We start from the raw sequence: 25,091 nt of genomic DNA on the forward strand, positions 1-25,091 counted from the left end.
AAATAACACATATGCAAAGATATTCCAAGATTTTGTTCCCAATCCTTCTGTTGTTGAATTTTTCACTGGTTTTTTCACAGAGCTACTACGACCAGCAGTGGAAAAAAGTTCAGGAAAATTCAGCCAAAGGAACATATAAATCTAATCTGCCCACTATTTTAGAGATACAAAACAAAGCCATGAAAGAAAATAATGCTCTGCAATTAATCCGCTCTTTAAAAACGGAATTTATAATTGTCAATCAAACTTCTGATGATGATAAAAACAATTCGGCTTCCCAATTTTTTGTAAAACTTCAGAATGTGGAAAAAAATCTGAAAGGAGATGATTTATTGTTCTATAAAGTTATGATGTCGGGTTTTTTGTTGGATTATTACAATGAGCATTCCTGGGAGATTAACGGAAGAACCAATATGAATTCTCAGGATGTTTCTCAGATTGAAACGTGGAGTAAACTTGATTTTAAAAATTATTTAAACAAAAATTTTAATGAGCTTGATCAACAAAGTCAGGCGCTGAAAAAAGTTTCTCTTGGAAAGTACAAAGATGCTTTTTCTAATACGACTGATATTTCATATTTCCCGACTTTGCTGGATTGGTACTCACTTAAAAAAGTAAGCTTTTTATCTGACAGCGGATTGTATACAAAAAATGAATTAACTGAAAACAGAAGTACGATCAATACTATTTTTGATGAACTGATTACTCAAAATGAGGGAAATGCCAAGCTGTATTTTATGCACCAGAAGTTATCTGAGAATTGCCAGTTTAGTCAATGTAAAGATAAACTAGAGCAACTTCAGAATTTAGCTAAATCCAATATTGATGGCGATTACAAAGTTCTCGTAATGGAAGAAATCATGGATGAATTAGTCATTAAAAATAAACAGAAAGAGGCGCTCGCAATTGCAAATCAGGCTAAAACTCAGTTTCCGAAATCTGCTTTTTTAAATAATATAAAAAATAAAGAGAATCAAATTGCTAATCCTTATCTAAGCATTAAATACGAACAGCAAACGCAAGCGGATAAACCGATTCATTTGGTTGCGGAGTTTAAGAATGTTTCAGAATTTTCTTTAAGTATCTATGAAGTGAAAGATGATCTTTTTTCTTTTATGCAATATGCGAGAAATCCTTACAACAATGCTTTCGCAAAGGTCAAAAAAACTTTGTTGAAAAAAGAAACTTTTAGTTTGTCTGACCCAAAAGATTATCAGATTCACAAAACTTCACTTGAAGTGAAATCTTTGCCTTCAGGAATTTATGTTGCAGAATATTCTGTTGCTGGGTCCGATAAAAAAGATTTAGATTCTAACCAGAATTTTCATTTTTTTGTTTCAAATCATAAGATTATCTATCAATCTAAGAATGACAGAAACCAATCTTCGAATGAATTAAAATTAGTGAGTGCAGAAAACGGAAAGCCTGTTAACAATGAAAATCTGACTTTCTATGAGTTTGTAGAAAATAAAACTTTAAATAAGATTGCAGGTAAAACTGATGAAAAAGGTGTCTTCAAATTTCCGGCAACAGCCAGTACAGATTACTACAGAACATTTTTAATTCAGCAACCTAAGACGAATGACTTTCAGATCATGGAAGTGTATGGTAATCGGGGAAATGTTGTAGAGTATAATCCTCATGCTGAAATCCGTACCGAAGCTCAGATTTTTACAGATCGCTCCATTTACCGACCGGGTCAGACCGTTTATTTTAAAGTAATTAATACGAGAATTGATAAGGATATTGAATCTGTTGTATCTAATTTAAAGCAGAAAATAACTTTAAAAGACACTAATAATCAGGAGGTTTCTTTTCAGGATTTTACGACCAATGAATTTGGTTCTTACCATGGAAGTTTTATGTTGCCTAAAGGAAAACTGAACGGGAGTTTTACCATTTCAACAGATGGAAATTCAAGTGGGTACAGGTATTTTCAGGTTGAAGAATACAAGCGCCCGAAATTTGAAGTCACTTTTGAACCGGTAAAAGAGGAATATAAATACGGACAAACCATTGAACTGAAAGGAAAAGCAATGATGTTTTCCGGAGTTGCATTAAGCAATACATACGTTTCTTACGAAATCAAAAAGCAAAATATCCGTTGGAGATATTTCCCATGGTATCCCAACGATAACGATAATGAGAACTCGATTCTTGGAGATGTGAAAACGAATGAAAAAGGGGAGTTTACCATAAAATTAGATCTTAAAAAAGATGAAAAATTAGAAGGGATTCAAATTGATAATTACCAAATCAGTGCTTCTGCAACTGACATCAATGGAGAAACACAAACGGCAAACACGAATCTGAAAGTTGCCTCAGTTTCTCATTACATAAAAACTGATGATATTAAAAATACTTTTGCTGATGAAAATGTGAAGCTGAAAGTTGAAACCAAAAATTACAACGAACAAAACCTGAAAAAATCGTATGAAGTAAAATTATCAAAACTTGAAGCTCCGAATAGGATTTTCAGAGATAATTTTAAAACTGAAATTCAGAATTTACCGAAGTTTTCAAAAGAAGAATTTATCAGCAAATTCCCACATGATCTGTTTGATAAAAATGATGAATTTGAAAATTGGAAGTCAACAATTGTTTTTGAAAAGACTCAGCAACCAACAACTGACAGTGAAAAGCAACCAAACAATCTTGATTTAGGAAAATTAAAAGCCGGAGATTATCAGTTGGAGTTATATAATATCGAAGGGAAAGACACGATAAAATCAACTCAGAACTTCAGTGTTTGGGATAAAAAAACTTTACAACCAAATCAGAAAACTTTCTTAACTGTTTTAGAACCTAAAGATGAATTTTCAAGAGGTGAAAAGGCGAAGATCTTTGTGTATTCTGCAATTCCTGATGCCTTGGCGAATGTTTTCATACAGGATGGATTAGGAAAAACGATTTCCGAAGTTCAGAAATTTAAAAATGGAATTTTAGAATATAGCATTATTGTTCCGAGAGAAAAAAGTGTGACCAGTGTTAATGTTCAGTTTCAGGTTGTTGCTTTCAATGATGTACAGACAAAAACAGTTAATTTAAAAATAAAAGATACCGAACAGCCATTGAAAATAGAAAAAGTGACATTTAGAGATAAAATAGAGCCCAATTCTAAAGAAAAATGGTCGGTAAAAATTTCAGGAAATGACAAGGAAAAAGTCAATGCTGAAGTTTTAGCGAATATGTATGACATGTCTTTGGATCAGTTTGATGTAAATACTTTTTATTGGGAAAAATTGTATATGCCTTATTCATATAATAGTTCTTATGATATTAGAGAATATTTATTGCAGAAAAATTATCAGAAAAGAACTGAATATTATAATAAGAAATTTGTAGCAGTTCCGCAATTTAACTGGTTTGACGGAAGATTTCTAGGATCGGGACTTGATCATGATGGAGATGGTATTTTAGATGGAGTTGATGCGTGTCCTACAGTTCCTGGGTATTCAGAATACAGTGGTTGTCCAAAACCTAAAATGGCTACAGCAATGGAGGTAGAATCAAGCATTGCTTATCCTGCACCTTCAAGAATGAAATTGCAGAGTTTGAGAGTAGATGATGCTGCAATTAATATTTTGAATTCTGGAAGACAGTTGACAGAAGCTGAAAAAATGCAGTATACAGATGTATTTGATCCCAATAAATTATTTGAAGCTGAACTTAGTAAAATCCCAGTCCGTCAAAATCTTAACGAAACCGCATTTTTCTACCCAGATTTAAAAACCGATGCAGAAGGAAACGTCAACTTCGAATTTACTTCTCCGGAAGCTTTGACAAAGTGGAAATTGATGTTCCTTGCTCACACAAAAGACGCAAGAGCAGCAACTTTGGAGAAAGAAGTGATAACGCAGAAAGAATTTTCGGTTACTCCAAATTATCCGAGATTTTTAAGAGAAGGAGATGAATTGAATCTGCAATCTAAATTATCAAATTTAACGAGCAAAAAATTAAATGGTTCTGCGAGTTTACAGATCTTAGATGCTTTTACCAATGAAGATATTTCCTCAAAATTTGGTTTAAATTCAAGCGTTCAGAATTTTGATTTAAATGAAAACGGAAATTCAGCATTAACGTGGAAAGTAAAAGTTCCCAACAATGTTTCGTCAATTATTTTGAAAGTGGTTGCCAAAGCAGGACAGTATTCTGATGGCGAACAGAAAGCAATCGCTATTCTTCCAAACAGAATGCTAGTGACAGATGCCTTGCCGATTTTTGTAAAAGAAGGTGAAACGAAAACTTTTGTCCTGGAAAATCTTAAAAATACCAATTCAACAACGATTTCAAATGTTTCAAATACTCTGGAATTGACAACAAACCCAATTTGGGAAATTATGTTTGCGCTTCCAAGTCTGAAAAATGATCAGAACAATTCTGCAGATGTAATTTTCAATAAATGGTTTGCTGATGTTTTGGCTTCTGAAATTTTTAAAGCCAATCCGAAACTGAAAACTGTTTTTGAAGAATATCAAAATAAAGGATTATTAAATTCAAATCTTGAAAAAAATCAGGAACTGAAACAGTTATTATTGGATGAAACTCCTTGGGTTTTGGAAAGTAAAAATGAGGAAGAGCAAATGCAAAAACTGGCATTGTTGTTTGATGCCAACACCATGAAAAATTCAATCGGTCAGGATTGGGATGATTTCAAAAAACTGCAAAATCCGGATGGCGGTTTCTCTTGGTATCAGGGTTACCCGAGTTCTTACGGAACTTCGTTATATATTCTTAAAAATTTAGGAAAAATCAATCTTTGGTTAAAAGATGGGGCGAAAGACTATCAGTCATCAGAGCAGAGCGAATTGATTGCAAAACTGATTGGTTACGTTGATAATGAAATCAATAAATACTATGATACTTCGGCTAAGCTCAGTGCAGGCAAAGAAAATGTCATCAACAACTGGACTTTAGATTATCTCGACACCAGAAATTATTGGGAAAAACAATATCCTTTAAAAGAAAAAGGAGCAACGCTGAAATCTTTGGTAAAACAAAAAGCAAAAACAACAAAAATCACTGATTTTACTTTCTTCGGACTGTATCGTGTCGCTTTGTTGATGAACGATTATGGCTTGAAAGATGTTTCAGATAAATTATTAAATTATTTAAAAGAAACTTCAGTGGATTCAAAAACTCAAGGTGTTTACTGGAAACAGAATTTGGATGACTGGGGATGGTTCAGTTCAAAAGTAGTGAATCATGCAGGTGCTTTGGAAGCTTTTAATAAACTAAAACCAAACGATCAGAAATTCATCGAAGAGATGAAAATCTGGCTGATTACGCAGAAAGAAGTGAATTCTTGGGGAAGTTCCAGAGGAACATCAGAAGTGATTTTTACGATTCTAAATTCAGGGAAGTCATGGACTTCAGCAGAAAGCGACAAAGCGACTATTGTGTGGGGAGGAAAAGAAGTAAAACCGGAAACGCAGGCAACAGGTTATGTAAAATCAACTTTGAAAACTGATGTTTTAGATAAGAATTTAGCGACAGTTACCGTAACTAAACCAGGTGCTGGAATCGTTCAGGGTGGTTTATTCTGGCAGTACTATGAAGATTTAGATAAAATAAAATCTTCTGAAAATTATATCTCCATAACGAAAGAACTGTACAGAAAAATCAAAACAGTAAACGGCGAAGAATTGCAGAAAATATCAGCAGAAACTCCGTTGAAAGTTGGTGATAAAGTGACGGTAAGAATGATTTTAAACACCGATCGCGCGATGGAATTTATCCACATTAAAGATATGAGAGCGGCAGGATTTGAACCGTTGGATGTGATTTCCGGTTATCAGTGGAAAAATAATTTGGGCTATTACCAGTCGACGAAGGATGCTTCAACCAACTTTTATATTCAGTCGATGCCGAAAGGAAGATATGTGTTTGAGTATGATTTTGTAGCCAATGCATCCGGTAAATTCTCAAACGGAATTACCACCATGCAAAACTATTACGCACCGCAAATGAATGCGCACACGCAAGGCACTAAAGTGCAAATTGTGGAATAATTTTTGACTTTAAGGAATTACTCATTTTTAACTGATATAATTATGAAATTTTTAAAAACCATATCTGCCTTTTTGATGATATTTTTTATGGCAAATATTTCGGCTCAGAAGAAAACTGAAAAGTTTGAAAAGCTTCAGATTGAAATGTTTCCAAAAGCAAAAGAAGGCTTAAAACAAGTGTACATCCAATTGCCAGTTGCAAAAAACGAAAGTGATTTAAAAGTAGAGTTTTTCGTTGGAGTTGAAAAATTACTGGATTGCAATAAGCATTTTTTACTAGGAGAAGTAACTACTCAGGATTTGCAGGGTTGGGGCTACAATTATTATGAAGTAGAATATAAAGGGGAAACGGGCGGTACGCTGATGGGTTGTCCGGATCAGAAAAAGACCAGAAAATTTGTTTCTCTACAACCTGAAATTGTTAGATACAACAGTAAATTGCCTCTGGTTTTTTACATTCCTAAAGATATGGAAGTTCGGTACAGAATTTTACGTCCGGATGCTGCGATGAAAAAAGCGGTTCAGAAGTAGTTCCTAAATAAATAAAATATTCAGCTCCTCACATATTTTGTGGGGAGTTTTTTGTTGCAATTTGAAGCAATGATTTATTCTGTAATTCACAACTCAAGATTAAAAACAATTATTAAAATCACCTGAAATAATATTATATTTGTTTCTATACAATTTGATAAACTATGGAAAACGTATTTGATGCGAAAGATGCTCAGAATTACATCAATAGAATAAATAATTTAGTGGAAGATACACACGGTTTGTGGGGCAGGATGACGGTTGATCAGATGTTGGCGCACTGCTGCATCACTTACGAAATGGTTTATGAACCAGAAAAACATAAAAAACCCGGATCTATTGCAAAATTTATTTTAAAAAGATTTGTGAAACCTAAAGTGGTAGGCGATAAAGCCTATCCGAGAGATTCTCCTACGGCACCACAGTTTGTGATCACTGGAAGGAGAAGTTTTGATGACGAGAAAAAGAGATTGATCGGGTTTATTCAGAAAACACAGCAGTTGGGAGCATCAGCTTTTCATGAGAAAGAATCGTTTTCTTTTGGAAAACTGAAGTCAGACGAATGGAACAATATGTTTGCAAAACATTTGAATCATCATTTGGCACAGTTTGGAGTTTAAATAAAATAAAGATGAAAAAACTTTTACTGCTATTCGTCTTGATGTCCAGTTTTATCTGGGCTCAAATGCCCAACATTGCCAATGTCTGGACAAACAATTCAAGACCTTATATCGGAACAATCGGGACTGATAATGAAACCATTAAACTGAAAATAGAAATCTCTGAACAGAACAGAAAAAATGATCAGGAGTACTTTGTTTCCGGCTATTCGTTGGTTGAAAACAATACTTCAAAATATGAAGGCAAGTTGAAGATCACCAAGTACAAAGACGGAAAGAGAAAAGGGGTCGTTTATGGTGATTACGAGTTGGCTGAAGAAAACAAAGGCAAACATTCAGGCATTTTTACAGGAAAGTTTATCTATACTTTTAAGTGGAATAAAAAGACCGAAAAAATTGAAAATCCATACATCGAATTCATCGGAAACTGGAAAAGCTATGATGGAACTTTAGATTTTAAAACCAATTTAAAAAACCAGTAATCATGTTAAGAGTTATATTAGGAGTTGTCGGAGGAATTATTGCCGGTTCCCTCTGTATCTGGGGCGTGGAAACGCTCAATCATATTCTACATCCTTATCCTGCCGGAATGGAGGCAAATGATATGGAAGCATTCAAATCGTACATCGAGAATCTGCCGTTCCTCGGTAAATTTATGGTGATTGTGGGATATGCGGTAGGAGCGTTAGTTTCAGGATTTATTTCCACGAAAATCGCAAAAAACGGAAAACCTACAGCGGCAGTTATTTGCGGACTGATTTTTCTTTCGTTTACCATTTACAATATGATGGTTTTACCTACACCCATTTGGTTCTGGATTTTAGGAATTTTGGTTTGGACATTAGTGTTAGCAGGATATAGATTGGCTTCATCAAAGAAATAACCACGAGTAAGCAAATTGAATTTTAGTATTATTTTAAATAGTAATATCAGATTATCGCACTTAAATGTTTGACTTTGAGAAAGATATTTATTTTTTAGGTTTAAAAAACATCAACATATGAAATTAGGAGCATTCTCCATCAGCTTGAGCGTGAAAGATTTAGATAAGTCTAAAGATTTCTATGAAAAATTAGGTTTCACCACGATGGGCGGAAGTATGGAGAGCAATTATCTTATCATGAAAAACGGAAGTACATTAATTGGTCTCTTCAAAGCTATGTTTGACGGAAATATGCTGACCTTTAATCCTGGTTGGGATGAAAATGCTCAAAATCTTGAAGCGTTTGATGATGTGCGGGATATTCAGAAACACCTGCAAGAAAATCAGGTTGTTTTGGAAAAATCAGCAGACGAAACAACTTCAGGACCCGAACATATTTTCCTTAAAGATCCCGACGGAAATATGATTTTGATAGACCAGCATAGATAATAGTTAGAGTGAGTAATGAGTAATAGGATAAGATATTTTCATCATCAACTATCAACTATCAACCATTAACCAAAAAAAATAAACACAAAAACTTTAAATAAAAATTATGGCAACAGTAAACGTTTATCTAACCTTTAACGGAAATTGCAGGCAGGCATTTGAATTTTACAAATCTGTTTTCGGTGGCGAATTTCCATACATCGGAACTTTTGGAGAAATGCCTCCGCAGGAAGGAAAAGAAATGTCTCAGGAAGATCAGGACAAAATCATGCATGTAACTCTCCCGATTTCAAAAGAAACTGTTCTGATGGGAAGCGATACCAACGGTGAATGGGCTTCCAGTCTGAAGGTGGGAAACAATTTCTCAGTTTCGATCAATGCAGCTTCTAAAGACGAAGCAGATCAGCTCTACAACGGGTTATCCCAGAACGGACAAATAACCATGCCTCTTGCAGAAACTTTCTGGGGCGCCTATTTTGGAATGTTTACCGATCAGTTTGGCATAAATTGGATGGTGAATTATGACGATCCTGCGAAAATGGAGCAGCACCCTTAGTATTTATTTTTTGAGTAAACGAAATAGAAAAAACAAACCGACACTTATTTTGTCGGTTTTGATTTTAATATATCTTTGCACTCCTAAAAATTTATTATCACTTAAAATACAAACAAATGAAATTCACAATTGAAGAAATTAAAGCAGAGCACCAAAAAGTAAAAAGTGGAGCCGACTTCCCTAAGTACATTCAGGCAATCAAAGATCTTGGTGTTTCCCATTACACCGCTTACGTTGCAGATGGCAATACGGAATATTTTGATTCTGAAAATCATTCTGCAGATACCGGAAGCAAGTATGAAGCTTTGTCTGTTTCAGAAGATCTTAATCTGGACAACTTTAAATTACGTTTAAAACTTCACCAGCAGGGAGGTACAGATTATATGACATTCTGTAAAGACTGCGCAGAAAATGGAGTAGAAGGCTGGAAAATGGATTTAAATGAAATGACCTGTACATATTTTGATTTAAAAGGAAATCATATTCTAGAAGAAATAGTTCCTTCATAGGTTACTTTTTTGTTACTGTCTGAAAATTCAGTTTTTAACTTATTATTTGTCGTTATTGATTTAAAGTATTAAATTTGTTACTTACGATAGATAATAATTATAAAAGAACATAACATGAAGATTTTCAGGCAGTTGACGCTTCTTATTTTCATAAGTATTTCAACATATTCTTTTGCTCAGAATAGCGATCTGGGTGCATGGTATATGTATTTCGGAAATAATAAGATCACTAAAAAACTGAATTTTCATAATGAAATTCAATACCGAAACTTTGATGGTATCGGTGATCTGGAACAGCTTCTCATCCGTACAGGAATTGGATACGATTTAACTGAAAATAACAACAATATTTTATTAGGTTATGGTTTTATTTTGAGCCAGCCTTACGTCAACGGTGAAAAATCTGAGAATATCGAGCACCGTATTTTCCAGCAGTATATTACGAAACAGAAATTGGGCAGAGTCAATCTTCAGCACCGTTACCGTTTAGAAGAACGTTTTTTACAGGATGACTTCAGAATGAGATTCCGATATTACTTAGGCCTGAATATTCCTGTTACCAATAAAGAAATGCTGCCGAAAACTCTGTACATTTCAGCTTACAACGAGATATTTCTGCATGCAGACAGTCCGGTCTTCGATAGGAATCGGGTGTACGGAGCTTTAGGATTTGTCATTAATAAAAATATGAGAATTGAAGCAGGTTACATGAATCAGATTCAGGAAAACAAAAACCGCGGACAGATACAGATCGGTTTTTACAACAATATTCCCTTTACCAAAAACTAAATTAAATAACTTTAAAACACAAAAAACAAAAAAATGCACTCAGGAAAAAGATTCAGCGCTTTAGAATTCGCCATGTGGACGAGGAGAAGCATCTATATTTTATTGATTTTAGCAACGATTCCTACTGTTCTCTATTATGTAGGGTTTACCTTTATTTCGTTTCCGTGGCAGCCGATTGCGATTATGGGAACAGCCGTGGCGTTTATTGTCGGATTTAAAAACAATGCAAGTTACAGCCGACTTTGGGAAGCAAGACAGATTTATGGAGCAATTATTAATGACAGCCGCAGTTTCGGATATATTTTACGGGATTCTCTGTCAGAAAAAAATTCAGATAAAGTAAAAGTGATGTTTAAACGTCATTATGCATGGCTTACTGCACTGCGCTTTCAGCTTCGCGAATCCAGAAACTGGGAGAATATGGGTACTGCACAGTTCAAGGAATACGCTCAGAAATATGATATTCCGGAAAGACTTACTATAATCGACAATGAGTTGAAAGACTATCTTTCTGATCAGGAACTTCAATATATTTTAAGCAAAAAAAACAGAGCTACACAACTGATGGCTAAGCAGAGTAAAGATCTGTCTGAAGCTTATGCACATGGTGAAATCAATGATTTTCAATGGTCACAGATCAATCAGCAGCTGGTGAAATTTACAGATAATCAAGGTAAGGCAGAACGTATTAAAAACTTTCCCTATCCACGAAATTTTTCTTCCATTACCACGTATCTGCTTTTACTGTTTATCGTTTTTGTTCCGTTCGGATTAATCAAAGAGTTTGACAAAATGGGAGAAGGCACTCTGTTTGAAAATTACACGCTGTGGTTTAATATTCCGTTCTCACTTTTGGTGACCTGGTGTTTTCATACTTTAGACAGTGTAGGTGAAGCTTCAGTAAATCCTTTCGAAGGAAGCCCGAATGACGTCCCGATTACACAGATCAGCCGTACAATCGAGATTGATATGAGAGATATGTTGGATGAAACTAATCTTCCGCCTGCGATCACTCCGAAAAACAATATTGTTCTTTAGAAGATCATATAAATTAATCATGAGTGGAAAGACCAAAATCTTTGCGCCATAATAATAAAGAAATTGTGAAGTAGTGCTCAGCTGCTAACTCAAACATTAACTAAAATCAGAAAACCATGATTCACACATACGTTATCATATCAATTGCAGTGATTTTATCTGTAATGATCCTCGTAATGATAGGTCAGAAGCTCAAGGTGGCTTATCCAATTTTTTTGGTGATTGCCGGACTGATCATCAGTCTCGTTCCGGGAATGCCTCATATTGAGATTGAGCCAGATTTGGTCTTTCTGATATTCCTTCCGCCAATTTTATTCGAAGCGGCATGGTTTACTTCCTGGCAGGATTTTCACAAATGGAGAAAGCAGATTTTTTCAATGGCGTTTGGTTTGGTTTTTCTGACCTCTGTTGTTGTGGCTTATCTATCCTCATCTATCATTCCGGGATTGACAGTAGCGATGGGATTTCTGTTGGGTGGTGTGAATTCTCCGCCAGATGCAGTGGCTGCTACTTCAGTTTTAAAGCACATGAAAATTCCAAAAAAGATAACCAGTATTTTGGAAGGCGAAAGTTTAATCAATGATGCCTCAAGTTTAATTGTGTTTAAATTTGCCTTAGCGGCTGTAATTTCCGGACAGTTTATCTGGAGAGATGCCATTGGTGATTTTTTCAGCATGGCAGTTGGTGGAATTGCTATTGGTGTTGCCTTTGGACTTCTTTTCGGATTTTTTTTAAGACTTATTCCTTCCAATTCAAATATTGACACCGTAATCACGCTGATTGTTCCGTATGTAATGTACGTGGGTGCAGAACATTTCCATTTCTCGGGTGTGCTGTCTGTAGTAGCAGGTGGTTTGCTGATGTCTTACAACTCGCACTGCTATCTCAGTCATACCTCCCGAATTCAGTCCGGAAATGTGTGGAGTGTTCTCATTTTCTTAATGAATACAATTATTTTTATTTTAATTGGTTTAGAACTGCCTCTTGTAGTGGCGGCAATGAAAGATTACACCATTTCAGAAGGGATTTTCTACAGCATTGTGATTGGTGGCGCTATTATTTTTACCAGATTACTTTACAGTTATTCTCTAATGTATTTTCCCTGGTTTTTGTCTAAAAAGGTGAGAGCCGAAAATCCAAAACCCGATTGGCGGGAACCCTTTATTATCAGTTTCGCAGCAATGCGTGGAGTGGTTTCACTGGCTGCAGCGCTTTCTATACCTGCGTTTTTACCCAATGGAGATGCATTTCCGCACCGGAATATTATTTTGTTTGTGACTTTCGTGATAATTTTGATAACTTTAGTGGGACAGGGATTGATGCTGACGCCGATTTTAAAATTCTTAAAAGTTAATGATGCTGGAAGCGATCTGCCGGAAGAAAAGCAGGAAGCTATTTTACTGAAAAAATTGAAAGAAACAGCTCTTCAGAAATTGACTGCAGATTTTTCTGAACTGTCTGAAAGCAACAGTCTCGTGAGACATCAGATTTACAAGCTGGAAAATGAAATGAAACTGATTGCTGACAAAGCTCAGTGTATGGGTTCTGCTGTAGATTATGCCACTGCAATGAACGAGAACAAAGATGTTTTGAGACAGGTGATTCAGGCTCAGAGAAACGAACTTCACCGCATGAAACGTGAAAAAACATTTGATGATCATGTGATGAGAACCATTGAGATGCAGCTTGATTTTGATGAAGCAAAAATTACCGGATTTAGCCATTAGTTGTTGAATTTTTACTGATACTTCGGCTAATGAAGATTAGTTTCACTTTGAAAATATATTTGCAAGATTTGAGTTAAAATAAGCCTTACAACAAAATACATTTCACATGGAAAATTCAATCATCGTACAAAAGAAAATCAATGAATCTGTTGAGAGGGTTTGGCAAGCGCTGACGGATAAAAAAGAACTGCCGTTATGGTATTTTGATATTGCAGATTTTGAAGCTGAGGTAGGAAAGGTTTACGAATTTTATGAGCCTGGTGAGGAGAAAAAATATCTGCACCAAATTGAAATTCTTGAAGTCATTCAAAATCAGAAACTGAAACATACATGGACCTATCCTACATTTTCTGAAGAAAAAACTTTTGTTACCTGGGAATTGAAATCTGATGACAGTGGCACTCTCATTACTTTAACGCACGAAGGAACAGAAAAGCTGAAAGATTTGGGAGAAGGTTTTTCTAAAGAAAGTTTTACACAGGGCTGGAATTCCATCATCGGACAGAGTCTGAATCTTTATTTGCAAACATAATGATAAAATTTAAATCTCTCTATCCTGTTATCTGGACTAAAAATTTGGAAGAGTCTATCGGATTCTATACTCATATCTTAAATTTCACTCTTGTTGATGCCAACATCGACGCGCATTGGGCGTTTTTAGCAAAAGACGGTGTACAGATTATGCTCACAAGACCCAATGAACATGGAAAAATGGACAGGATTTGCTTTTCAGGATCCTTTTATTTTAATGTAGACCATGTAGATGACCTTTGGAAAGACCTTCACACCATAACAAAAATCTGTTATAGTATTGAAACTTTTGAGTGGGGGGTCAGAGAATTTGCGATCTATGATAACAATGGTTACATATTACAATTCGGTCAACCTGTCTCCGAAATTAGTAAAGAGGAACAAATTTTGCTATTTTTGGGGAATATTTTAGAAATAAAGATGAAAAATAAAATAATAGTAGGTTTTGCAGCACTTCTGTTGTTCGTGTCTTGTAATAACGATAAAAAAATACTTAATTCCTTAGCCGATTATAACAATTCTATGGAAAGCAAAGGGTATCATTTTGGTGATAAGCTTGATCTGCCAAAAGATGTTTTAGAAAATGCAGAATCAGTTTCCATCAGTTTTGGAGATAAGGAAACTTCAAATCTTGTAGTAGATTCAAAATATTTTACTTTAGGAGATAACGCGGTAACTTTTAATATTAAAACTAAAGGTGGAGAAACCCTGTCTCAGGATGCTACAATCAATGTTTTTACAAAAAATCCGGTTCAGAATATTAATTATGAAGTGGTGGCAGAATATCCGCACAATCCGGCAAATTTTGTTCAGGGATTTCAGATCGAAGGAAATACAATTTACGAAAGCGACGGTCAGAGAGGATCTTCTCAGATTCTGAAATATAATTTGGGTGATACTACACCAATTGCTTCTACAAAGCAGGCTGAAGATATCTTTTCTGAAGGAAGTGCAATTGTTGGTGATAAAATTTATCAGTTAACGTGGCAAAATAAAAAGGGATTTGTTTACGATAAAAATTCTCTAAGCTTACTGTCCGAATTTCCTTATCCGGACGTGATGGGCGAAGGTTGGGGATTAACTTACGATGGCAAAAATTTAATTGCTTCAGACGGAACCAAAAACCTGTATTTCCTTAAAACAAGTGATCCTTCCAAAGTAGTTAGATATATTTCTGTTGCCGGAAATTCTGAAATCTACGATCAGTTAAATGAGTTGGAATATTACAAAGGTTTTATCTATGCAAACGTTTGGCAGAAACCAATTATTCTGAAAATTAATCCTGCAAACGGTGAGGTCGTTGGTAAGTATGATTTTACAGAAATTGCAAAACAGAATACCAAAGGAAGTGATGATGTATTAAACGGAATTGCTTTCAAGGGTGATAATATGGTCATCACCGGTAAAAACTGGTCGAAGATATACGAGATTGCAGCTAAATAATTTTTTACAAAATTATAAATAGATTTAAATGAAGAAACTCTTCATGATCAGCTTTGTTTCAATTTTATCATTGATATCTTGTAATAAAGAACAGAAAATTCTCAGTGCTCTAGAAGAATATAACGTAGCGGCTGAGCAGAAAGCTTTTCATTTTGGAGATAAACTTGATCTTCCCAAAGATGTTTTAGAAAATGCCGAAAGTATTTCCATCAGTTTTGGGGATAAACAAACAGATAATCTTACTGTAGATCCTCGGTATTTTACTTTTGGTGAAAACAGGATTACACTGGAAGTTAAAACAAAAGATGGAGAGACACTGAATCAGGATGCTACGATAAATGTTTTTACCAGAAATCCTGAGAAAAATATTTCATACGACATCGTCGCTGAATATCCTCATGATGCAAATAATTTTGTGGAAGGGTTTCTGATGGATGGTGATATGATCTACGAAAGTGACGGATTGGACGGTTCGTCACAGTTAATAAAATATAAGCTAGGTCAAACCTTGCCAGCGATGATTGAAAAGCAGCCGGCTGGAATTTTCTCAGAAGGCTGTGCAATAGTAGGAGATAAGATTTTTCAATTGACTTACAAGAATCGACTAGGGTTTATATATGATAAAAATACTTTTAAGAAGATTTCTGAATTCCTAATTCCTAATTTAATGGTGGAAGGCTGGGGTTTAACTTTCGACGGTAGAAATCTTGTTGCCACAGATGGATCAAATAAGCTTTACTATTTAGATATAAATGATGCTTCCCAAATTGTGAAAATTTTATCAGTAGGCGGTAGTCATGATATATTTAATCAACTTAATGAATTGGAGTTTCATCAAGGATTTATTTATTCAAATATATGGCACCAGCCAATAATTCTAAAAATTAATCCTGCTAATGGCGAAGTTGTGGGGAAGTTTGATTTTAGCAAAATTGCAAAACCTTTTCTTGATGCTGATACTGAAAATGTGTTAAACGGAATTGCCTTTAAAGGTAATAATATGTTAGTGACAGGTAAGAAATGGTCAAAAATTTATGAGATTGCAGCTAAATAATTTTAAGTTATTTAATTCTTTTAAACAAAATAAATGTAAATTGGTAGCGTTCCTATGGAGCGCTATCATTCGTAAAATAGATTTTTTTTGAAATTATTACAATTATTGTTGATTCTTATCTTCTGTTCAATTTCCGCGCAGAGAGTTCTTCCGTTTGATACGTTGAGAATCAAAGAAGTAAGAGATCTTTTTGCAGACGATTACGGGAATATTTATCTGTATAAAAATAAAGACTTCAGTTTTACAAAATACGATTCTGTAGGCAAGCAGCTTGGGAAATTAATGTTCACGGTTCCGTTCCGGGTTCAGGGTGTTCAGAATCCTTTGAGCATTGCACTTTTCTCTGAAAATGCTCAGGAAATGAAGTTTGTTGATCAGAATTTAAATGAAATACAGAAAATAGATTTTAAGCAGAAATTCACTTACATCAAACATGCGTATGCCGAAGATCTACAGCAAATCTGGCTGCTGGATGAAAGCACGAAGCGTCTTCTCCAATATAATTTCAGAAATGATACAACCATCAACTCCTATCCATTTGATGCGAGTTTTGACGATTTGATCGATCTGCTGGTTTTTGAAAACAAAGTTTATGTTTTAACTAAAAATCAGTTTAAAGTTTATAATCTGAAATTTGAAAAATTATATGAAGCTCCTGTTGAAAATGGGAAGCGTTTAAGAAGAGAAAATGAATTTATATTGATTGTAGCTAAAAATTCTGTTTTTAAATATATTCCGGAAAAAGAACTGGTAAAAATATTTGAAGACTCTGATGTGCAGATTGTGGAAAAAAACTCCCTTGCTTATTTTGAAATCAGAGGCAACAAACTTTATCTTTACAGCCTGGAAAAGATTAGAGATAAAGTACAGACCGTCATTGAAAGTAAAAAAAATGATACAGAAAAAACGGTGGAAGAATTGATCAACGAAAAATCTGAAAAACCGGATATGCTGAAACTTTTAGATGAAATTCAGAATCTTGGTTTTTAGTTTGTGATAAATATTTAAAATAAATAATACAGAAGACGAAGTATGCACATTGCAGTTACCGGGAATATTGGAGCAGGAAAAACAACACTCACCACAATGTTGGCAAAGCATTACGGTTGGGATGCACAGTTTGAAGATGTAGATCACAATCCTTATTTGGAAGATTTTTATGCAGATATGAGCAAGTGGAGTTTTGCGCTACAGATCTACTTTTTGGGAAGCAGATTCCGTCAGGTAAAAGAGATCAGAGACAGTGGTAAAAATATTATTCAGGATCGTACGATATACGAAGACGCTCACATTTTTGCTGAAAACCTGAATGACATGAAACTTTTATCAGACAGAGATTATAAAAATTATGCATCTCTTTTTGACTTGATGAAGACTTTTGTTTCCGCTCCGGATTTGTTGATCTATCTAAAATCTGATGTTCCGAATCTTGTGAAGAAAATTTATAAAAGAGGAAGAGAATACGAAGCTTCAATCAGCATAGAATATCTGTCTAAACTGAATCAGAAGTATGAAAAATGGATTTCAAATTATACAGAAGGCAAACTTCTGATTATAGAAGTCGATGATCTTGATTTTGTTGAAAAGCCTGAAGATTTCGGATTGATTTTAGAAAAAATTGAAACAGAACTGAACGGTCTGTTTTAAAATTTTATTCTGAAAAAATCTAGATCTATAACGACTGTGGTGCTAAATTTGTTTTAGACCAGAAAGATAAAATTAAATATAAAAAAAATGCTGGTAAAAGTTCTGCATAACGGAAATTGCTCAAAGTCAAATGCCGTCTTAGAGTATTTGGACGAAAACGGAGTTCCGTTTGAAATTATCAACATGATAGAAGATCCACTGAGTGTTTTGGAGCTGAAAACGGTTTTGAAAAAACTCAATGAAAATGTTTTTCACATTATCAGAAAAGAAGAAAAACTCTATTTGGAAAAATACGCCGGAAAAGACTTTAGCGAAGATGAGTGGCTGAAAATTCTGTCTGAAAATCCGTCACTGATTCAAAGACCAATCCTCATCAAAGGTTCTGTAGCGATGCTTGGAAGACCTGTAGAGAATGTAAAATTTTTTATAGAACAGTAAATAATTCAATCTCATAAATAAAAAAGTCAGCATTATTTGCTGACTTTTCTTTTTACAATAAGATGACGCCTTCTATTTTGGCGACTTCTTTATAAATTCTTACAACCTGATCTGCATCCAAAACAAATGCGTTGATGTTGCATGCTGTATATTTTCCATTTTTACTTTCACGGTTACCAAGTGTAAATTTAATACCGTCAAAAACCTTATATATTTCGGTTAGTTTTGCGTCGTCTGTCGGAATAATAAATTTGAAAAGATAATCCTCAGGAAAATCGTGATGACCTTCAAGTTTTTCTTTTAATGATATGTAAAATTCTTCAGGATTTGCGTGCTGATTTCCTTGTAATATGTCCATTATTGATACTTATTTATATAAATATACTGAAAATTTAATTATTTTCCAAGCGGTCCCAGAAGTGATGCTGAATTCTGCTTTTCATGATCTTCAATGATATTGAATAATCCATTCACGATCTGTTCTGATGCCAGCATGCTCAATCCACCTGCATTAACGTTGTTACTGGATCCACCACCTAAAAGACTTCCCAAAAGATTACTTCCCGATAAAGCAGTATTGATCGTTTTCACAATTCCATACTTATTAAGCTCCTGCTCAACCTTCGGTGCGATGGCTGCAACAAGTTGCTGAGACGTTTTCTCTTTTAAGATAAGGGTAGCAGTCCCTTTTTCACCCTGAATGATTCTTGTCACATCCTGAGCATTTAAACTATTCACTGCATTTTCCAAAATAGGTCTTGAAATATTTACCGTGTACACAGCTGCATCGGCAATGTACTCCCTCTCCTTGGCAACAATTGATGGAGCTATTTTTTCTAAAGTGGTATTGATGTCACGCAGTTGTTTTGGCAAAGCCTTATCTACCAAATTGTTCTGAAGAAATGCTTCTTTGTTTCCGTAGATACTCATCCCTTTATTAATGCCACCCAGCAAAACTCTCTTGATTACTGCTAAGCCTAAGTCTGAAGTTGCCAAAGTGGAACAAGACTGTAAACTTGTAGTGATTACTGCGCCGGTACCAAAAACTAAAGCAACGGCAATTATATATTTTTTCATTTTCAATTTTTTTAACGCTGTCAAAAACTGCACCAAAGGTAAATACAATTGCGTGTTTAACAAAAAATTACATTGATATTATTTGAATCTAAAATTATCCACTCAACAGCATCTCTGGACAATTACTGATTCAAATGAGTGGATTGTACAAAAATGAGACATTAGAGCTTTGTTTTGGTGCATTTTTCAGTAAATATGTGCTTTGCTTCAATGTGAAATATTTATCTATATTAAAATATTATGTTGCAGAATTTATTAAAATTTAGTTTTTTTTAAGATATTTCTCATTTTAATAGGTTGTTAATAAATTATTTAACTAAATTTAACATCATCTGATATTTTTTATATTTTTGAGCAGGTCTTCCTTTAATAAAGAAAAACATCTTCGTTAAGAAGACTTAACACATTTGATTTGTACAAGATAAAATTAAACTATATGAAACAAACTAATTTAAAGTATTCTTGTCTGATTGCTGTTTTATACTTTGGTATGAACGTCAACGGGCAAACAACGACCCAAGATACTGTTTCCAGAGAGCAGAAGATTGAGGAGGTTGTTATGATTGGATATGGATCCCGAAAAGCTGTAGATAATACTACTGCAGTAAGTTCTCTAAAAGCTGAAGAGGTTTCTAAAACTAAAGTTTTGAATGCTTCTCAAGCAATTCAAGGTAAAGTTGCCGGTGTACAAGTTACGGCATCTGACTTACCAGGATCAACGCCGACAATCTTAATTCGTGGATTAGGTACTGTTGAAGGAGGTAGAAATCCTTTATATGTGGTAGATGGATTGTTTGCTGATAATATTAACAATATCAACACAAATGATATTCTTACCTATGATGTATTAAAAGATGCTTCATCACTGGCAATCTATGGTAATCGTGGAGCGAATGGTGTTATCATTATCACTACAAAATCTGGTAGAGGTAGGGGTATTACGCTTGAATATGATGGATTTATTGGTATTAGAAATCCTTTGAAAAAAGTTAAGATGGCTGGAAGCAATCTTTTCTCACTTTATAATAATCTTGCATTAGGCACAACACGTTTTTCTCAAGATCAACCAGTAAATACAGATTGGTTTGATACAGTTACTAGAACAGGTGTTTATAATCAACACAATATCAGTATTTCAGGATCTTCTGATAAAGCAAAGTATTTTTTGAGTTTAAATAACTATGACGAGAAAGCTATTTTGCGAGGTACAGATTACAATAGAGCAACTGTAAGAACTAATAACGAATTTAAAATTTCTAAGGGTATTACTTTATCACAGAATTTAAGCGTTGCGTTTTCTAACATTACTCCAAAACCTCTAGGTGTTTTCACTTCTGCTTATAAGCAGTCGCCAATTGTTCCTGTTCGTTTTGCAGATGGGCAATATGGTGTTTCTTTAGTAGGTGGAAACGGATTTGCTTCACCTACAGGATTGTCGTCATTTAATAATGTCGGAAACCCTCTGGCACAGCTTGAGCTAAACAATGAAAGACAAAAATCTATGCAGATGCAGGGTGGTTTGAAGCTAGATATGGATTTGTTTGACGGTCTTAAATTTACATCACAGTTCAGCGGAGAGTATTATAATTACAAGAATTATATTTTCGATAATGGTGTAAGACTCATTGGTCAGGCTCCTGCAACATTCACAAACCAATTAACCAATGTCACTGAAAATTATTATAATTGGCAGTTGACAAATTATCTTACTTATACTAAAACTTTTGCGGATATTCATAATATTGAAGCAACTGCCGGTACAGAAACTTCTTTCAGATCAGGTATCGACAGATTAAGAATGGTAAGACAAAATCTTTCAGGAAACAGCAATTATTGGAACTTGGAAGGTATTGACTATGTTACAAATGGTAGTCTAAAAAACTTTAACAGTATTGATTTTAACGAAAATAGAACAGTGTCTTATTTCGGAAGAGCTCAGTATAAATTAATGAATCGTTACTTGTTGACAGCAACAATTAGAAGAGATGGTTCTTCTCAATTTGCAGAAGGTCAGAAGTGGGGTAACTTCCCATCTTTCGGTGCAGGCTGGATTGTTTCTGAAGAAAGTTTCTTAAAAGGGAATAATGTTATCAACCTACTTAAATTCAGAGGAGGATGGGGTAGATTAGGTAATCAAAATGTTCCACTGAACGTAGCTACACTTTCTTCAGGAGCAGAATATAATTATTCTTTCGGTGGGGTTAGTAATTCAAACGGAACAACTAATAATCAGCTTTTAGATCCAAGTTTGGGTTGGGAGATTACCGAAGAAACAAGTGGTGGAGTAGATTTTGCCTTTTTAAACAAAAGATTGTCAGGATCTGTTGATATCTATAATAAAATAACCAAAAATATTATCTTGGCATCTTTACCTCCTTCTCCGGCTGGTATAGGACTTTCAGGATATTCTCATTTAGGTCAGGTTTCTAATAAAGGATATGAGATTAGTTTAGGCTGGCAAGATACAGCGGGACAAGATTTCAGCTATTCGATCAATGCAAACTTTTCGCAGAACAAGAATAATCTTGATGAAGTATTTTCTAATGTAAATATTAAACAGGGAGGCAGCCTTGGGAACGGACAATGGACAAAATATTTTGGAGAACAAGCTGTGGGACAACCTTTAGGAAGCTTCTATTTATGGGAAACAAACGGCTATGATGCTAACGGAAATATGACCTATGTAGATACCAATGGAAATGGCAGAACCGGCTCTCAGGATGCCGAGGATAGAAAGTTTTTTGGATCTTACATTCCAAAATCTACAATGGGTATCAATATAGACTTACGTTACAAAAATATAGATCTAGCAGTAAATGGATTTGGTGCGTTTGGGCATAAGGTATATAATGGTAAGAAGGCGCAGAGATTTTCAGGAGAAAATGTAGAGTATGATGTGGCATCTAATTTCTGGACTGCGACAAATACAAATGCAGGAAATCCAGCACCGTTTAACGCGGTTCCGATTGCATCTACGTATTATTTAGAATCAGGAGATTTCTTTAGAGTCAATAATATTACATTAGGTTTTAATCTTCAGAAGCCTGTAGAGTATATCTCTTCACTTAGATTTTATGTGAGTGCAATCAATCCTTTTATTTTCCAAAAATTCTCAGGGTTTTCACCAGAACTTAACGCAAATGGTGACCCTTATGAACTTGCCGGGGTAGAATTAGATGCATATCCATCTCTTCGCTCGTTCGTTTTTGGAGTAAATGTTAAATTTTAATTACTAAGTTATCTATTATGAAAAAAACAATCGTATTACTATCTATATTATCACTTACTTTTATTAATAATAGCTGTAGTGAAGATTTTCTTGATACTACGCCTACTCAGCAGATTGCATTAGAGGATTTGCTGAATGAGTATAACAATGATGCAGGAGCAGAAAGTTTTGTAACAGCAATCTATTCTAAATATCTTGATTGGAATATCAGTTCGTTTGCATGGATTGGAATGAGCAGTATTGTAACAGATGATGCTGACAAAGGTTCTTCACCTGGAGATTCAGGAAGTGACAAAGATGTGCTGGATGCACTGACTTTTTCTTCAACGTCTCCGTCTTTCCAAGATGTTTGGGAAGGTCACTACCAGGCTATCAACAGATCAAACCAAGCTTTAAAATATCTGCCACTTCTAGACAAAGCAGACGCATCATTAAGAAGTAGGCTAGAAGGGGAGGCTAAATTTTTGAGAGCTTTTTCATACTTTATCTTAGTGAGAAGTTATGGTGACGTACCATTGGTGGACAAAGTTTTTGAGAACACCGAAGCAGACAGAACTATGGTTTTTACCAGAAAATCTAAAGCAGAAATTTACGCATTTATCGAAAGTGATTTACAGTCTGCTATTGCTACACTACCTCAAAAAAATGCTTATTCAGGAACTAATATTGGTAGAGCATCAAAAGGTGCAGCACATGCATTATTAGCAAAAGTTGCATTGTATCAAAAAAAATGGCAACAAGTAATTGATCATTGTGACCAAGTCGTTGGTTATTCTTTGACTCCTAATTTCCAAGATATCTATAAAGTGTCAGGAGAAAATAATGCTGAATCTGTTTTTGAAATTCAGGGTAAAGGAGGTCCAAGTCAACCAGGAATTCAGCAGTATTCTCAAGTTCAGGGAGCGAGAGGTGCTGGTGGATGGGGCTGGGGCTTTAACACTCCTTCACAAAACTTAGTAGATGCATTTAACGCAGCCGGTGATACAGAAAGAAGAGACGCAACAATTATTATTAAACCTGTAACTTTATATGATGGCAGGTTAGTTCCTGCAACGGTAGAAAATAATTATTATAATTATAAAGCATATTCATCTGCGTTTACAGGTGATGATGATTCAGATGCAAACATTCGTTATTTAAGATATTCAGAAGTATTGCTAATGAAAGCTGAAGCAATGAATGAATTAGGACAAACTGCTAATGCTGCCACTTTCCTTAATCAGGTAAGAAATAGGGCAGGTTTAGCAAACACCACAGCTGTATCTCAGGCAGACATGAGAACTGCCATCTACAAGGAAAGAAGGCTGGAATTAGCTATGGAGCATGATCGATGGTTTGATATCGTGAGAACCGGTCAGGCACAGGCGGCTATGGCTGCTGACGGTAAGACTTTTAAAGTTGGAACACATGAAGTATTTCCAGTACCCAATAAGTTTATACTTGAAGCAAAAGGACTTGCATCGCAAAACTTAGGCTATTAATACAAATACAAAAAAATGAAAACATACAAAAATTTGAAATATTTTGGCTCTGCATTGATATTAGGTGCATTGTTTCTGAGCTGTGAGGATAGTATTGATAAAGATAATCCCGCAATTCCATACGTTGATATTGGGGGCTTTGCAAACTCAGATGCTATTGCTTCTGGAAACTTAATTGCTAAAATGAGTTTTGAGAACAATTTACTTGATAGTAAAAATAATATTACTAATCAAATGCCTATGGCTGTAAATTATGCGACTGGTGCCAAAGGTATGGCTTATAATGGATCGGCGACAGACATGAAATATTCTGTAGGAAATGCCAGTACAGCTATAACGGGACTGAATGGAAGTTTCACGATCGCATTTTGGATGAAAAGCGATGGAACCGTAAGCGCAGCTACGCCGGGACAGGGAAAAGGTGCCCAAGGAATTTTTTCAATTGTTCGTCCAACAGAATTTTGGGGTGGGATTAATTTATTTATTGAGAATCCTGACTCTTCTAAACCTGATAGAATCCGATTAAAGTTAGGAGTTGAAGGAAGCAACCCAGCAGCTGCATGGAAAGGACAAAGTGTTATCGCCAATTTGGATGGCTATAAAGGCAAATGGGTTCACATGGTTTTTGCTTATGATGCAACTACAAGCAAATGTTATGTTTATCAAGATGGTGAAGCGGCTAAAAATTTAGATGGATTTGCATATTCACCTGCTGGTGGGGAACTTAGTGGTTCAGCCTCATGGTTTGCATCAGATCCAGGGGGAGCTAATAATCCAAGTGGAGCTTCTGGATATGGAGCTTTCCAAATGTCTGGTACTAATGGTAAGGTAGTTTTTGGTTCACATCAGTTTGAAACAGTACCACCCCTAAATAACGGATCACAACAGGATTGGGCAACAAGTTTCGCGGGTCAGCTGGATGAATTCAGACTTTACAATGTCGCATTGAAATCTTCTGAAGCAATTGCGTTATATAAACTCGAAAAAGACAATCGATAATCTCAAAAGAGCCCTCTATCGGGCTCTTTTCTATATCTT

Annotated in this window: 22 protein-coding genes and 1 pseudogene; 21 read left to right on the forward strand and 2 right to left on the reverse strand. The window is 35.1% G+C overall.

Annotated features, from left to right (window positions below; genetic code table 11):
• Positions 1 to 11 precede the first annotated feature (11 nt).
• The 18 genes and pseudogenes from OMO38_RS13540 to OMO38_RS13625 all read left to right on the forward strand — a co-directional run bounded on the left by OMO38_RS13540 (position 12) and on the right by OMO38_RS13625 (position 18,266).
• Positions 12 to 6,011 carry an alpha-2-macroglobulin family protein gene (locus OMO38_RS13540; protein ID WP_264750735.1) on the forward strand — a complete coding sequence of 2,000 codons (6,000 nt, stop codon included), beginning with the start codon at positions 12 to 14 and terminating at the stop codon, positions 6,009 to 6,011.
• Between the two features lie 42 nt (positions 6,012 to 6,053).
• Positions 6,054 to 6,542, forward strand: a complete 489-nt coding sequence (gene eco, locus OMO38_RS13545; protein ID WP_264750736.1) for a serine protease inhibitor ecotin — start codon at positions 6,054 to 6,056, stop codon at positions 6,540 to 6,542.
• A gap of 164 nt (positions 6,543 to 6,706) precedes the next feature.
• Positions 6,707 to 7,162, forward strand: a complete 456-nt coding sequence (locus OMO38_RS13550; protein ID WP_264750737.1) for a DUF1569 domain-containing protein — start codon at positions 6,707 to 6,709, stop codon at positions 7,160 to 7,162.
• Positions 7,163 to 7,173: 11 nt separating this feature from the next.
• Positions 7,174 to 7,644: a hypothetical protein gene (locus OMO38_RS13555; RefSeq protein ID WP_264750738.1), complete on the forward strand. Its 471-nt coding sequence runs from the start codon at positions 7,174 to 7,176 to the stop codon at positions 7,642 to 7,644.
• Positions 7,645 to 7,646: 2 nt separating this feature from the next.
• The gene (locus OMO38_RS13560; RefSeq protein ID WP_264750739.1) at positions 7,647 to 8,045 is read left to right on the forward strand and encodes a hypothetical protein; all 399 of its coding nucleotides are present in this window, start codon (positions 7,647 to 7,649) and stop codon (positions 8,043 to 8,045) included.
• Between the two features lie 117 nt (positions 8,046 to 8,162).
• A complete protein-coding gene (locus OMO38_RS13565; RefSeq protein WP_264750740.1) occupies positions 8,163 to 8,534 on the forward strand; it encodes a VOC family protein in 372 nt (123 codons plus the stop codon).
• A gap of 106 nt (positions 8,535 to 8,640) precedes the next feature.
• Entirely contained in the window at positions 8,641 to 9,090 is a 450-nt protein-coding gene (locus OMO38_RS13570) for a VOC family protein (RefSeq protein WP_264750741.1), read from the forward strand.
• Positions 9,091 to 9,206: 116 nt separating this feature from the next.
• Complete coding sequence (locus OMO38_RS13575; protein WP_264750742.1) at positions 9,207 to 9,599, forward strand: DUF1398 domain-containing protein; 393 nt, start codon at positions 9,207 to 9,209, stop codon at positions 9,597 to 9,599.
• A 114-nt stretch (positions 9,600 to 9,713) separates the two neighbouring features.
• On the forward strand, positions 9,714 to 10,388 hold the full coding sequence (locus OMO38_RS13580) for a DUF2490 domain-containing protein (RefSeq protein ID WP_264750743.1): 675 nt from the start codon (positions 9,714 to 9,716) through the stop codon (positions 10,386 to 10,388).
• 33 nt (positions 10,389 to 10,421) lie between these two features.
• Positions 10,422 to 11,426 carry a bestrophin family protein gene (locus tag OMO38_RS13585; protein ID WP_264750744.1) on the forward strand — a complete coding sequence of 335 codons (1,005 nt, stop codon included), beginning with the start codon at positions 10,422 to 10,424 and terminating at the stop codon, positions 11,424 to 11,426.
• 116 nt (positions 11,427 to 11,542) lie between these two features.
• Positions 11,543 to 13,153 carry a Na+/H+ antiporter gene (locus tag OMO38_RS13590; RefSeq protein WP_264750745.1) on the forward strand — a complete coding sequence of 537 codons (1,611 nt, stop codon included), beginning with the start codon at positions 11,543 to 11,545 and terminating at the stop codon, positions 13,151 to 13,153.
• Positions 13,154 to 13,259: 106 nt separating this feature from the next.
• Entirely contained in the window at positions 13,260 to 13,685 is a 426-nt protein-coding gene (locus OMO38_RS13595) for an SRPBCC family protein (RefSeq protein ID WP_264750746.1), read from the forward strand.
• Positions 13,685 to 14,020 (forward strand): annotated as a pseudogene (locus OMO38_RS13600) (VOC family protein); the annotation flags it as partial. The gene OMO38_RS13595 and the pseudogene OMO38_RS13600, both read left to right, overlap by 1 nt.
• An 84-nt stretch (positions 14,021 to 14,104) precedes the next feature.
• Positions 14,105 to 15,127 carry a glutaminyl-peptide cyclotransferase gene (locus OMO38_RS13605; RefSeq protein ID WP_264750852.1) on the forward strand — a complete coding sequence of 341 codons (1,023 nt, stop codon included), beginning with the start codon at positions 14,105 to 14,107 and terminating at the stop codon, positions 15,125 to 15,127.
• A 28-nt stretch (positions 15,128 to 15,155) separates the two neighbouring features.
• Positions 15,156 to 16,181: a glutaminyl-peptide cyclotransferase gene (locus tag OMO38_RS13610; protein ID WP_264750747.1), complete on the forward strand. Its 1,026-nt coding sequence runs from the start codon at positions 15,156 to 15,158 to the stop codon at positions 16,179 to 16,181.
• Positions 16,182 to 16,268: 87 nt separating this feature from the next.
• On the forward strand, positions 16,269 to 17,171 hold the full coding sequence (locus tag OMO38_RS13615; protein ID WP_264750748.1) for a hypothetical protein: 903 nt from the start codon (positions 16,269 to 16,271) through the stop codon (positions 17,169 to 17,171).
• Positions 17,172 to 17,213: 42 nt separating this feature from the next.
• The gene (locus OMO38_RS13620; protein ID WP_047446061.1) at positions 17,214 to 17,828 is read left to right on the forward strand and encodes a deoxynucleoside kinase; all 615 of its coding nucleotides are present in this window, start codon (positions 17,214 to 17,216) and stop codon (positions 17,826 to 17,828) included.
• A gap of 87 nt (positions 17,829 to 17,915) precedes the next feature.
• Complete coding sequence (locus tag OMO38_RS13625) at positions 17,916 to 18,266, forward strand: ArsC/Spx/MgsR family protein (protein WP_264750749.1); 351 nt, start codon at positions 17,916 to 17,918, stop codon at positions 18,264 to 18,266.
• A gap of 52 nt (positions 18,267 to 18,318) precedes the next feature.
• Here OMO38_RS13625 and OMO38_RS13630 read toward each other — a convergent pair whose 3' ends face one another.
• Together OMO38_RS13630 and OMO38_RS13635 are read right to left on the reverse strand one after the other, a co-directional pair.
• Entirely contained in the window at positions 18,319 to 18,624 is a 306-nt protein-coding gene (locus OMO38_RS13630; RefSeq protein WP_264750750.1) for a DUF493 domain-containing protein, read from the reverse strand.
• A 38-nt stretch (positions 18,625 to 18,662) separates the two neighbouring features.
• Complete coding sequence (locus tag OMO38_RS13635; protein ID WP_264750751.1) at positions 18,663 to 19,343, reverse strand: DUF4197 domain-containing protein; 681 nt, start codon at positions 19,341 to 19,343, stop codon at positions 18,663 to 18,665.
• A gap of 436 nt (positions 19,344 to 19,779) precedes the next feature.
• Between OMO38_RS13635 and OMO38_RS13640 the strand changes: the two genes are divergently transcribed.
• From OMO38_RS13640 to OMO38_RS13650, 3 genes are read left to right on the forward strand one after another with little or no spacing between them, the layout of a single operon-like run.
• Complete coding sequence (locus OMO38_RS13640; RefSeq protein WP_264750752.1) at positions 19,780 to 22,572, forward strand: SusC/RagA family TonB-linked outer membrane protein; 2,793 nt, start codon at positions 19,780 to 19,782, stop codon at positions 22,570 to 22,572.
• Between the two features lie 17 nt (positions 22,573 to 22,589).
• Positions 22,590 to 24,053 carry a RagB/SusD family nutrient uptake outer membrane protein gene (locus tag OMO38_RS13645; protein WP_264750753.1) on the forward strand — a complete coding sequence of 488 codons (1,464 nt, stop codon included), beginning with the start codon at positions 22,590 to 22,592 and terminating at the stop codon, positions 24,051 to 24,053.
• Positions 24,054 to 24,068: 15 nt separating this feature from the next.
• A complete protein-coding gene (locus OMO38_RS13650) occupies positions 24,069 to 25,052 on the forward strand; it encodes a LamG domain-containing protein (protein WP_264750754.1) in 984 nt (327 codons plus the stop codon).
• The last annotated feature ends 39 nt before the right edge of the window (positions 25,053 to 25,091 follow it).

The organism is Chryseobacterium kimseyorum, assembly GCF_025971945.1.
GTDB classification, from domain to species: domain Bacteria; phylum Bacteroidota; class Bacteroidia; order Flavobacteriales; family Weeksellaceae; genus Chryseobacterium; species Chryseobacterium kimseyorum.